At 71.0% G+C, this 11,074-nt stretch carries 10 protein-coding genes; 5 read left to right on the top strand and 5 right to left on the bottom strand.

Going from position 1 to position 11,074, the window contains the following annotated elements; translation table 11 throughout:
• Positions 1-111 precede the first annotated feature (111 nt).
• On the top strand, positions 112-1,557 hold the full coding sequence (locus NON19_RS32420) for an NAD(P)H-quinone dehydrogenase (RefSeq protein WP_255932859.1): 1,446 nt from the start codon (positions 112-114) through the stop codon (positions 1,555-1,557).
• 175 nt (positions 1,558-1,732) lie between these two features.
• Complete coding sequence (locus tag NON19_RS32425; RefSeq protein WP_372514377.1) at positions 1,733-2,659, top strand: DeoR/GlpR family DNA-binding transcription regulator; 927 nt, start codon at positions 1,733-1,735, stop codon at positions 2,657-2,659.
• A gap of 1 nt (position 2,660) precedes the next feature.
• Here NON19_RS32425 and NON19_RS32430 read toward each other — a convergent pair whose 3' ends face one another.
• Both NON19_RS32430 and NON19_RS32435 read right to left on the bottom strand, forming a co-directional pair.
• On the bottom strand, positions 2,661-3,230 hold the full coding sequence (locus tag NON19_RS32430; protein WP_255932861.1) for a TetR/AcrR family transcriptional regulator: 570 nt from the start codon (positions 3,228-3,230) through the stop codon (positions 2,661-2,663).
• A 118-nt stretch (positions 3,231-3,348) separates the two neighbouring features.
• Entirely contained in the window at positions 3,349-5,121 is a 1,773-nt protein-coding gene (locus tag NON19_RS32435) for an acetyl/propionyl/methylcrotonyl-CoA carboxylase subunit alpha (protein WP_255932862.1), read from the bottom strand.
• A gap of 402 nt (positions 5,122-5,523) precedes the next feature.
• Here NON19_RS32435 and NON19_RS32440 point away from each other — a divergent pair, with 402 nt between their 5' ends.
• A complete protein-coding gene (locus NON19_RS32440; protein ID WP_255932863.1) occupies positions 5,524-5,937 on the top strand; it encodes a hypothetical protein in 414 nt (137 codons plus the stop codon).
• 121 nt (positions 5,938-6,058) lie between these two features.
• Here the strand turns inward: NON19_RS32440 and NON19_RS32445 are convergent, their stop codons facing one another.
• From NON19_RS32445 to NON19_RS32455, 3 genes are all read right to left on the bottom strand, one after another.
• Complete coding sequence (locus NON19_RS32445; RefSeq protein ID WP_255932864.1) at positions 6,059-6,658, bottom strand: nucleoside triphosphate pyrophosphatase; 600 nt, start codon at positions 6,656-6,658, stop codon at positions 6,059-6,061.
• A 52-nt stretch (positions 6,659-6,710) separates the two neighbouring features.
• Positions 6,711-6,917, bottom strand: coding sequence for an acyl-CoA carboxylase subunit epsilon (locus NON19_RS32450; RefSeq protein WP_255932865.1), 207 nt, complete (start codon positions 6,915-6,917; stop codon positions 6,711-6,713).
• Positions 6,918-7,040: 123 nt separating this feature from the next.
• The gene (locus NON19_RS32455; protein WP_255932866.1) at positions 7,041-8,621 is read right to left on the bottom strand and encodes an acyl-CoA carboxylase subunit beta; all 1,581 of its coding nucleotides are present in this window, start codon (positions 8,619-8,621) and stop codon (positions 7,041-7,043) included.
• 157 nt (positions 8,622-8,778) lie between these two features.
• On the opposite strand from NON19_RS32455, the gene NON19_RS32460 reads away from it, so the two are divergent.
• Positions 8,779-9,681: a biotin--[acetyl-CoA-carboxylase] ligase gene (locus NON19_RS32460; protein ID WP_255932867.1), complete on the top strand. Its 903-nt coding sequence runs from the start codon at positions 8,779-8,781 to the stop codon at positions 9,679-9,681.
• A 174-nt stretch (positions 9,682-9,855) separates the two neighbouring features.
• On the top strand, positions 9,856-11,073 hold the full coding sequence (locus tag NON19_RS32465) for an adenylate/guanylate cyclase domain-containing protein (RefSeq protein ID WP_255932868.1): 1,218 nt from the start codon (positions 9,856-9,858) through the stop codon (positions 11,071-11,073).
• Position 11,074: the final 1 nt, after the last annotated feature.

Raw genomic sequence — 11,074 nt, forward strand, 5'->3', positions numbered from 1 at the left:
GGGCGGGTGGGCGAACCCCGCCACTCACCCGCACCCCCCACCAGCGGAACGACAAACGACGGGGACGCCGGGGAACCCCCGGCGAGAAGGATGGCCCGCACTTGCGGGACAATGGAGCACGTGACTCGGATCGTGATCATCGGTGGCGGACCCGGCGGATACGAGGCGGCGCTGGTCGCGGCCCAACTGGGTGCGGAGGTGACCGTCGTCGACTGCGACGGTCTGGGCGGAGCGTCGGTGCTGACTGACTGCGTACCGTCGAAGACGTTGATCGCCACCGCCGAGGTCATGACGACCTTCGACTCCTCCTATGAGGAGCTCGGCATCATCGTGGCGGACGACACGCCACCGGTCGAGCGTGCCGCGCGAGTGGTGGGCGTCGACCTGGGCAAGGTCAACCGCCGGGTGAAGCGCCTGGCGCTGGCCCAGTCGCACGACATCACCGCCTCCGTGACCCGCGCCGGTGCCCGGGTGCTGCGCGGCCGGGGCCGGTTGGAGCCGCAGCAGGCGGCGGACGGCTCGCGCACCGTGACGGTGACCGCCGCCGACGGATCGGCCGAGACGCTGACCGCGGACGCCGTGCTGATCTCCACCGGGGCGCACCCGAGGGAGATACCGGACGCGCTGCCGGACGGCGAGCGGATCTTGAACTGGACCCAGGTCTACGACCTCGACGAGCTGCCCGAGGAGCTCATCGTGGTCGGTTCCGGTGTGACCGGCGCCGAGTTCGCCGGTGCCTACCAGGCGTTGGGCTCGAAGGTCACCCTGGTCTCGTCGCGCGACCGGGTGCTGCCCGGTGAGGACCCGGACGCCGCCGCCGTGCTGGAGGACGTCTTCCGGCGGCGCGGCATGAACGTGATGGCCCGCTCCCGGGCCGCCGCCGCCAAGCGGGTCGGCGACCGGGTCGAGGTGACGCTGGCCGACGGCCGGGTGATCACCGGTACGCACTGCCTGATGGCGGTCGGGTCGATCCCCAACACCGCCGGGATCGGGCTGGAGGAGGCCGGGGTCAAGCTGAAGGAGTCCGGCCACATCTGGACCGACAAGGTGTCCAGGACCACCGCCCCCGGCGTGTACGCCGCGGGCGACTGCACCGGTGTGCTGGCGCTGGCGTCGGTCGCGGCGATGCAGGGCCGGATCGCGATGTACCACTTCCTCGGTGACGCGGTCGCGCCGCTGAACCTGAAGACGGTGTCGGCGAACGTGTTCACCGACCCGGAGATCGCCACCGTCGGCTACAGCCAGGCGGACGTGGACAACGGGGTCATCGACGCGCGGATGGTCAAGCTGCCGCTGCTGCGCAACCCGCGGGCGAAGATGCAGGGCATCAGGGACGGTTTCGTGAAGCTGTTCTGCCGTCCGGGCACCGGCATCGTGGTCGGCGGTGTGGTGGTCTCCCCGCGTGCGAGCGAGTTGATCCACCCGATCTCGATCGCGGTGGACAACAACCTGACCGTGGAGCAGATCGCCAACGCGTTCACCGTCTACCCGTCGCTGTCCGGGTCGCTCGCCGAGGTCGCACGGCAGTTGCACAACCGCAAGACGACCAACGCGTAACAGCCGACGCTCGGTCACCGACGGTAGTGCGCCCGCGCTCGCTCGTTCTATAGCACTCGCGCGGCGCGCACATGAACAACTTCTGTTAATTGGTGCAAACTGCTGAAACTAGACGCCTGTTGGCATTACTGTCAGTTTCGTGTTCGCAGCAGAACGTCGTCAGTTGATCCTCGAAATGGTGCGAGCGAACGGGGCGGTATCGCTCCGTGAACTCGCCCGCGTCGTCCAGACCTCCGAAGTGACCGTACGGCGGGACGTGCGGGCGCTTGAGGCCGAAGGACTGCTCGACCGCCGGCACGGCGGTGCCGTGCTGCCGGGCGGTTTCACCAGGGAATCCGGCTTTCCGCAGAAAACCCATCTAGCGACCGCGGAGAAGACGGCGATCGCCGATCTCGCGGCCGGTCTCGTCGAGGAGGGCGAGGCCATCGTGGTGGGCGCCGGGACCACCACGCAGGAGCTGGCCCGTCGGCTCGCGCGCATTCCCGGTCTCACCGTGGTCACCAACTCGCTGTTGGTCGCACAGGCGTTGGCACACGCCAACCGGGTCGAGGTCGTCATGACCGGTGGCACCCTGCGCGGCTCGAACTACGCACTCGTCGGCAGCGGCGCCGAGCAGTCCCTCCAGGGGCTGCGGGTGACCAGGGCGTTCCTGTCCGGCAGCGGACTGACCGCGGAGCGCGGTCTTTCCACCTCCAACATGCTCTCCGCCAGCGTGGACCGCGCGCTGGTGCAGGCCGCCGCCGAGGTCGTGGTGCTGGCCGACCACAGCAAGCTGGGTACGGACACTATGTTCCAGACCGTGCCGTCCGATGTCATAACCCATCTCGTCACCGACGAGCCCCCGATGGGCGATGACCGCGCGGCGACCGAACTACAGGCGCTCGCTGACTGTGGCGTGCGCATCACTGTCGCTTCCGTTTCGCCGTCGGACGGCGGTGAGACGGGCGGCGGTCGGCCCCGCAGAGACGTTCCGGTACCGGGCCCGCGGCGGCATGTCCGGCCGGGCGGCGGGCAACCGGGCGCGGCGCTGCGCAGCGCTCCGCTGCCGCCCGAGCAGTCGACCGCGGGCCGGGTGGCCGATCTCGCCCCGCGCAGACGGTAGTTCAGGTCCTCGCCCGTAGCCCGTCCAGGGTGAGTGTGAGGAGCCGTTCGGCGATCTGCGGATCGTCGGGGGTCTTCTCGGCGGCCAGACCGATGACATGGGTGAGCTGCAACAGGTCGGGGATGTGCGCGTCCGCGCGTACCAGCCCGGCCTGTTGGGCCCGTGTCAGCAGTGCGCCGCCCGCCTCGCGCATCGGTACCTTGCACGCGGTCATGGTGGCGCCCGTGCCGGGTGCGTGGTCCGACTCCATCAGGGCGGCGGCCAGGCCGCGGTAGGTGCTGGCGTGCCGGAGCACCGCCCGCAGCCACTGCGCCAGGCCCTCGAACGGGTCGTCCACGTCGGCCAGTTCGGCGGCGTAGGCGACGAGTTTGCCCACTTCCTCCTGGTAGACCGCGTCGATCAGGGCGATCCGGCAGGGGAAGTGGCGGTACAGGGTGCCGATGCCCACCTGGGCACGGCGTGCGATGTCCTCCAGCGAGGCGTTAGTGCCTTGTTCGAGGAACGCGCTCTTGGCCTCCGCCACCAGCCGCTGGTAGTTGCGGCGGGCGTCCGCCCGCATCGGCTTCGCCATCGCCCGACCCTTCCGTACCGCTTCCGCCCCCGGCTCCCTGCTTCCAGAATCGCATTCACCGTACGAACACCGATGGCCCGGCCGACGAGCGTCGGCCGGGCCATGCGGTTGTCGGACGTCAGTCCTTGATCTCGCAGATGACGGCGCCGGAGGAGAGCGAGGAGCCGACCTCGGCGGTGAGGGACTTGACGGTGCCGGAGCGGTGGGCGTTGATGGGCTGTTCCATCTTCATCGCCTCCAACACCACGATCAGGTCACCCTCGTTGACCTCCTGGCCCTCTTCGACCGCGATCTTGACGATGGTGCCCTGCATCGGCGAGGTGAGGGCGTCACCGGAGGCAGCGGGGCCGGACTTCTTGGCGGCCTTGCGCCGCGGGGCCTTCTTCGCGCCCGCCGGAGCGGCGGCGGTGGCGACACCGAGCGATGCCGGAAGGGTGACCTCCAGCCGCTTGCCGCCGACCTCCACCACGACGGTCTCGCGGGCGTTCTCCGCCTCTTCCTCCTCCGAGACCGCGCCCGCGAACGGCGGGATCTCGTTGACGAACTCGGTCTCGATCCAGCGGGTGTGGACGGTGAACGGCTCGGTGCTGCCGGTGAGTTCGGGTCCGAAGGCGGGGTCGGTGACCACGGCGCGGTGGAAGGGGATGGCGGTGGCCATGCCCTCGACCTCGAACTCGGCCAGCGCCCGCTTGGCGCGCTGAAGGGCCTGCTTGCGGGTGGCGCCGGTGACGATCAGCTTGGCCAGCAGCGAGTCCCACGCCGGGCCGATCACGCTGCCGGTCTCCACGCCCGCGTCCAGGCGCACGCCGGGTCCCGCGGGCGGGGTGAAGCGGGTCACCGTGCCCGGTGCGGGCAGGAAGTTGCGGCCGGGGTCCTCGCCGTTGATGCGGAACTCGAAGGAGTGGCCGCGCATCGGCGGGTCGTCGTAGCCCAGTTCCTCACCGTCGGCGATGCGGAACATCTCGCGGACCAGGTCGATGCCGGTGACCTCCTCGGTGACCGGGTGCTCGACCTGCAGGCGGGTGTTGACCTCCAGGAAGGAGATCGTGCCGTCCTGGCCGACGAGGAACTCGCAGGTGCCCGCGCCGACATAGCCGGCTTCCTTGAGGATGGCCTTGGAGGCGCGGTACAACTCGGCGTTCTGCTCCGGGGTGAGGAACGGCGCCGGGGCCTCCTCGACCAGCTTCTGGTGGCGGCGCTGCAGGGAGCAGTCGCGGGTGGAGACCACCACGACGTTGCCGTGGGTGTCGGCCAGGCACTGGGTCTCGACGTGGCGGGGACGGTCGAGGTAGCGCTCGACGAAGCACTCGCCGCGGCCGAAGGCGGCGACCGCCTCGCGGACCGCCGACTCGTACAGCTCGGGGACCTCTTCCAGGGTGCGGGCGACCTTCAGGCCGCGTCCGCCGCCCCCGAAGGCCGCCTTGATCGCGATGGGCAGGCCGTGTTGCTTGGCGAACTCCACGACCTCCTCGGCGCCGCTGACCGGGTCGGGGGTGCCCGCGACGAGGGGGGCTCCGGCGCGCTGGGCGATGTGGCGGGCGGCGACCTTGTCGCCGAGGTCGCGGATGGCCTGCGGCGGCGGGCCGATCCAGATCAGGCCCGCGTCCAGCACCGCCTGGGCGAACTCGGCGTTCTCGGACAGGAAGCCGTAGCCGGGGTGGACGGCGTCCGCGCCGGAGTCGGCGGCGGCCTTGAGTACCTTGGCGATGTCCAGGTAGCTGGTGGCGGGTGTGTCGCCGCCGAGTGCGTAGGCCTCGTCGGCCGTGCGCACGTGCAGCGCGTCCCGGTCCGGCTCGGCGTAGACGGCCACGCTGGCGATCCCGGCGTCCTGGCAAGCACGAGCGACACGAACGGCGATTTCACCGCGGTTCGCGATCAGCACCTTACGCACGATGGCTCCCTCCTTGAAACAAGGTGAGTTTAGGGACTGCCGACACGTCGTGCCGAGCCACCCCTATGGGTGACCTTGCCCACACGCACGGTGGTGCCACATGGCCGGGAGACGCTTGAACCCTTGTCGGACCAAGGTACGCCTGGTTTTCGCCACTGATCACCGGCCCTGTGGCGCAGTTGGCGCGGTGTGCCGGGACGGAAGGTGCACGGTGGATTCTTTGTGGGAACTCCACGACTACTGGGCGGAAAGTTTGCCGGGTGTTGGCGCTCGGCGGGCTGACGGCGGCGCAGCCCCACAGAACCCCTATGCACGCCTCTTGTCCGGAGCATTACCCGTTAGTAGCGTCCGTGCTGGCGATGCCGACGGTAACGAGTGGGGGCGGTGCTGATGCGCAGACCGGTGGCGGCGGTCGCGGCGGGCGTGCTGGTCATCGAGGCGGTCGCCATCGCGTTCGTCAACCTCATGCTCGGGTTGGCGGTGAAACGTCAAAGCATGTCACTGGGCGGGCTGGCACCCACGGCCATGTCGACCGGGGCGTTCGTCGCCGCGGGGCTCATCGGGCTGTTTCTGCTCACCTGTGCGGCGATCGCGGTACGGGCGGCCGTGGCCGATCGCGCACCCGGACGGTTCGCCCGGATCCTGTTGATCGTCTGCGCGGTGGCGCACTGCGTGCTGGGCGCGGCGGTTGTCGGGATGATCGGGTGGCTGGCGTTCGTCGCGATGATGGTCGGGCTCGGCCTCGTCGTGGCCACGCTCGTGCTGTACGCCGGGCTGCGCCCGGCTGAATCCGGGGGTACGGCGGCGCAGCAGTGAGCTCCGCTGGGAGTGCGGCGGTGTGCCGTCGATCGCCTGCGGCACCACTGTGGCTGGTCGCGCCCACGCGGCGGAGCCGCACCTGAACACAGCCCCGCGCCCCTTCAGGGCGCCGGGCACCTCAGCCCCACAAGTCCGTGATGCGTACGCCCAGTTGGGCCAGCAGGTGGCGAAGCAGCGGCAGCGAGAGGCCGATCACGTTGCCCGGGTCGCCGTCGATGCCCTCGATGAACGGCGCCGAGCGGCCGTCGAGGGTGAACGCGCCCGCCACATGGAGTGGTTCGCCGCTGGCCACGTACGCCGCGATCTCGGCGTCGTCGGGCGAGCCGAACCGTACCGTCGTCGAGGCCGTCTCGCTGACCCGACGACCGCTCACGGTGTCGATCACGCAGTGCCCGGTGCGCAGAACACCGGAGCGGCCGCGCATGGCCCGCCAGCGGGCCGTGGCGTCGGCGGCGTCCCGTGGCTTGCCGAGCGGTTCGCCGTCGAGGTCCAGCACCGAGTCGCAGCCGACGACGAGTTCGCCGCCGGTCAGCCCGTCCGCCACCGCGGTCGCCTTGGCCTCGGCCAGCACCCGGGCCAACTCGCCCGGTGTCGGCGCGCTGATGGCGTCCTCGTCGACCCCGCTGACCATGACCTTCGGATCCAGCCCGGCCTGCTTGAGCAGCCCGAGGCGGGCGGGCGAGGCGGAGGCGAGGACGAGGGGGCGCGCAGCGGTCATGGGCATCAGGGTAGTCAGCCCGGGACCGGCCCTGGGACCGGCCCCGGTCGGATCACACCGGCCAGTACGTGCTGCGCCAGGCCATCGGGCCCGGGCGCGGTATCCGGCGCAGCGTGATGGCGCGTGCCGGGTCGGCCCAGGCGTTCAGCGGGCGCGCGCCGCCCGTTCCACCGGGAACGGCCGCGGCGCGCGCCTGTACCACCGCCAGCGCGGCGGCCAACTCCTCCGGGGTCGGGTTGCCCCGTACGACCTTGATCACTGACGTTCGCCTCGCGTTCGGTTGCTGTGCCAGGGCGGGCGCCCCCACCCTGGCTGGGGGCGGCCCCCCGGGGTGTCCCCCGGGAGATCGCCGTACGGTCAACGCCCCTTCTGGCAAAGGGGGTTACAGCGGGATGTTGCCGTGCTTCTTCGGCGGCAGGGCCTCGCGCTTGTTGCGCAGCGTCCGCAGCGCCTTGACGATGTGGGTACGGGTCGTGGACGGCGGGATGACCGCGTCCACATAGCCGCGCTCGGCGGCGATGTACGGGTTGAGCAGCGCGTCCTCGTACTCGGTGATCAACTCCTGGCGCAGCGCGTCCGGATCGGCGGCCTCCGACAGGCTGCGGCGGTGCAGGATGTTGACCGCGCCCTGGGCGCCCATCACCGCGATCTGTGCGGTGGGCCAGGCCAGGTTGAGGTCCGCGCCGAGGTGCTTGGAGCCCATCACGTCGTACGCGCCGCCGTACGCCTTGCGCGTGATCACGGTGATCAGCGGGACCGTCGCCTCCGCGTACGCGTAGATCAGCTTGGCGCCGCGCCGGATGATGCCGTTCCACTCCTGGTCCGTGCCGGGCAGGAAGCCGGGCACGTCCACGAAGGTCAGCACCGGGATGTTGAAGCTGTCGCAGGTGCGGACGAAACGTGCCGCCTTCTCGGAGGCGTCGATGTCCAGGCAACCGGCGAACTGCATCGGCTGGTTGCCGACCACGCCGACCGGGTGGCCCTCGACCCGGCCGAAGCCGGTGATGATGTTCGGCGCGAACAGCGCCTGGGTCTCCAGGAACTCGCCGTCGTCCAGCACGTGCTCGAAGACCGTGCGCATGTCGTACGGCTGGTTGGCGGAGTCCGGGATCAGCGTGTCCAGTTCCAGGTCCGTGTCGCTGACCGTGAGGTCCGCCTCCTCGGCGAAGGCCGGGGGCTCCTGGAGGTTGTTGCTCGGCAGGTACGCCAGCAGCGCCTTGACGAACTCGATGGCGTCCTTCTCGTCGCCCGCCATGTGGTGCGCGTTGCCGGACTTGGTGCTGTGGCTGCGTGCGCCGCCCAGCTCCTCGAAGCCGACGTCCTCTCCGGTGACCGTCTTGATGACGTCCGGCCCGGTGATGAACATGTGCGAGGTCTGGTCGACCATCACCACGAAGTCGGTGATCGCGGGCGAGTACACCGCGCCGCCCGCACACGGACCCATGATCAGCGAGATCTGCGGAATCACGCCCGACGCATGGGTGTTGCGGCGGAAGATCTCGCCGTACATGCCCAGCGAGACCACGCCCTCCTGGATGCGGGCGCCGCCGGAGTCGTTGATGCCGATGACCGGGCAGCCGTTCTTCAGCGCGAAGTCCATCACCTTGACGATCTTCTCGCCGAACACCTCGCCCAGCGCACCGCCGAAGACCGTGAAGTCCTGGGAGAACACCGCCACCGGACGGCCGTCCACGGTGCCGTAACCGGTGACCACACCGTCGCCGTACGGGCGGTTCTTCTCCAGGCCGAAGTTGGTGGAGCGGTGCCGGGCGAACTCGTCCAACTCCACGAACGAGCCCTCGTCCAGCAGCAGGTGGACCCGCTCGCGCGCGGTCAGCTTGCCTTTGGCGTGCTGCTTCTCCACGGCTCGTGCGGAGCCCGCGTGGGTCGCCTCCTCGATCCGACGGTGCAGGTCCGCCAGCTTTCCAGCGGTCGTGTGGATGTCGATCTCGGGCTCGGCCATCTCAGGCGGCTCTCCTGCTCTCGTCGGTGTCTCGTCGAAGGTTTCGTACGGGCACAGGTGACTGGCGGGTAACGCTGTCGTAGCGTAACGGCGCGGGTGCGCGGTGGGCACTGCGGCGTTGGCCACACTGCGTAGGCGCGCCCCCTAGGCTGCGGGTATGACCTCCTCGAACCGCTGGTCGGACCTGGAACGGCCGCCGCTCAACGAGTCCGCGCTGCGCCGTGCGCTGCTCACCTCTCCGGGACTGTGGACCGCGTTGGACGTGGTCGCGGACACCGGTTCCACCAACACCGACCTGGTGGCCCGCGCCAAGGCCGGTGCCGCCGAGGGCGCGGTGCTGGTGGCCGAGGCGCAGTCCGCCGGGCGCGGCCGCCTGGAGCGCCGTTGGACGGCGCCCGCCCGCTCCGGTCTGTTCTTCTCCATACTGCTCCGGCCCGGCCTGCCGACGCAGGACGGCAGGCCCGCGGTGCCGGTGGACCGGTGGGGCTGGCTGCCGCTGCTGGCCGGGGTCGCCACGGCCGCGGCCATCTCCCGTACCGCGGGCGTGGACACCGCGCTGAAGTGGCCCAACGACCTACTGGTCACGGTCGGCGGCGAGGAGCGCAAGGCCGCCGGGATCCTGGCCGAGCGGCCCGACGACACCGGGCTGGTCATCGGCGTCGGCCTCAACGTCAGCCTGCGCGAGGACGAGCTGCCGGTGCCCACCGCCGCCTCGCTCGCCCTGGCCGGTGCGCCGGTGCTGGACCGCGATCCGCTGCTGCGGGCGGTGCTGCGCTCGGTGGCCGAGTGGTACGAGCGGTGGCGGGCGGCGGATGGCGACCCGCACGAGTGCCGCCTGCAGGAGGCGTACGCGGCCGGGTGCGCGACGCTCGGCCGCACCGTTCGCGCCGAACTGCCCGGCGGGCGCCAGCTGGTCGGCGAGGCGGTGGCGGTGGACTCCGACGGGCGGCTGGTGATCTCCGCCGAGGGGCGGCAGGAAACCGTCGGCGCGGGCGATGTGGTGCACGTACGGCAGGTGGCGGGCGGCGAGGCGGAACGGGACCAGGGGGACGAGCGGTGAGGGTCCGCCGGATGGCCGACGGCGGTGCCTCGTGGGGTGGTGCGAGCGTGAGCTACGGCACACTGCCGTATTGTTGACGGGACGTTCCCCAGGGCTCGCGGCGTCAGCCGTCGCGTTGCCCGGGACCCCAGTGATCGGAAGGGCAGTGATCAGGGATCAGGCAGGGGGCGGCCGGTGAGCGCGGACGACGCGGCGAACTCGCCGCACCACGCGGCCGGTGAGTTCGGCTCGCCGGAACCGCCGGGCGGACGCGGACCAGCGGACGAGCAGGCGGCGTTCCACGAGCGGGAGGCGCCGGACCAGCGGGCCGGGCGAGCGGCGGGCGAGTCGGCGCAGCGGCCTGACCCGGCTGAGGCGGCTGAGGCGGCTGAGGCGGCGAACGGGGAGAATCCGCTGGCGCTGCGCCTGGAGCAGATGATCCTGGGCGCCGAACGCTCCTACACGCCCTTCCAGGCGGCGCGCAGCGCGGGCGTGTCGATGGAGTTGGCCTCGCGCTTCTGGCGGGCGATGGGCTTCGCCGACATCGGCCAGGCCAAGGCGCTCACCGAGGCAGACGTCCTGGCGCTGCGGCGGCTCGCCGGTCTGGTGGAGGCCGGGCTGCTCAGCGAGTCGATGGCGGTGCAGGTGGCCCGGTCCACCGGGCAGACCACGGCCCGGCTGGCCGACTGGCAGACCGACTCCTTCCTCGAGGGCCTCACCGAGCCGCCGGAACCGGGGATGACCCGGGCCGAGGTGGCGTACCCCCTGGTCGAACTGCTGCTGCCGGAGCTGGAGGAGTTCCTGGTCTACGTGTGGCGGCGTCAGCTCGCCGCCGCCACCAGCCGGATCGCCCGGGCCGACGACGAGGAGGCGGTCAGCCGTCGGCTGGCGGTCGGCTTCGCCGACCTGGTCGGGTTCACCCGGCTCACCCGCCGCCTTGAGGAGGAGGAACTGGGCGAGTTGGTCGAGGCGTTCGAGACCACCTCCGCCGATCTGGTGGCCGCGCACGGCGGGCGGCTGATCAAGACCCTCGGCGACGAGGTGCTGTTCGTGGCCGACGACGCGGGGGTCGCCGCCGAGATCGGGCTGCGGCTGATCGAGACCATGACCGGCGACGAGACGATGCCCGCGCTGCGGGTCGGCATGGCCTTCGGCACGGTGACGACCCGGATGGGCGATGTGTTCGGTACGACGGTGAACCTGGCGAGCCGGTTGACCTCGATAGCGCCGCGGGACGCGGTCCTGGTGGACGGCGAGTTCGCCGAGGCGCTGGGCGCCTCCGGCGACGCGCCGGTCTCCGAGGCGGAGGCGTCGGAGGACGAGAAGTACCGCTTCGCGCTGCAGCCGATGTGGCGCCGCCCCGTGCGGGGGCTGGGTGTCGTGGAGCCTTGGTTGCTGACGCGCAGGGAATAAG

The organism is Streptantibioticus rubrisoli (assembly GCF_024436055.1).
Lineage (GTDB): Bacteria > Actinomycetota > Actinomycetes > Streptomycetales > Streptomycetaceae > Streptantibioticus_A > Streptantibioticus_A rubrisoli.

Coding starts and splice junctions, on each gene's coding strand:
- NON19_RS32445 (WP_255932864.1), bottom strand. CDS start 6,658: ATGACCGCTGCGCGCCCCCTCGTCCTCGCCTCCGCCTCGCCCGCCCGC.
- NON19_RS32420 (WP_255932859.1), top strand. CDS start 112: ATGGAGCACGTGACTCGGATCGTGATCATCGGTGGCGGACCCGGCGGA.
- NON19_RS32430 (WP_255932861.1), bottom strand. CDS start 3,230: ATGGCGAAGCCGATGCGGGCGGACGCCCGCCGCAACTACCAGCGGCTG.
- NON19_RS32455 (WP_255932866.1), bottom strand. CDS start 8,621: ATGGCCGAGCCCGAGATCGACATCCACACGACCGCTGGAAAGCTGGCG.
- NON19_RS32460 (WP_255932867.1), top strand. CDS start 8,779: ATGACCTCCTCGAACCGCTGGTCGGACCTGGAACGGCCGCCGCTCAAC.
- NON19_RS32425 (WP_372514377.1), top strand. CDS start 1,733: ATGGTGCGAGCGAACGGGGCGGTATCGCTCCGTGAACTCGCCCGCGTC.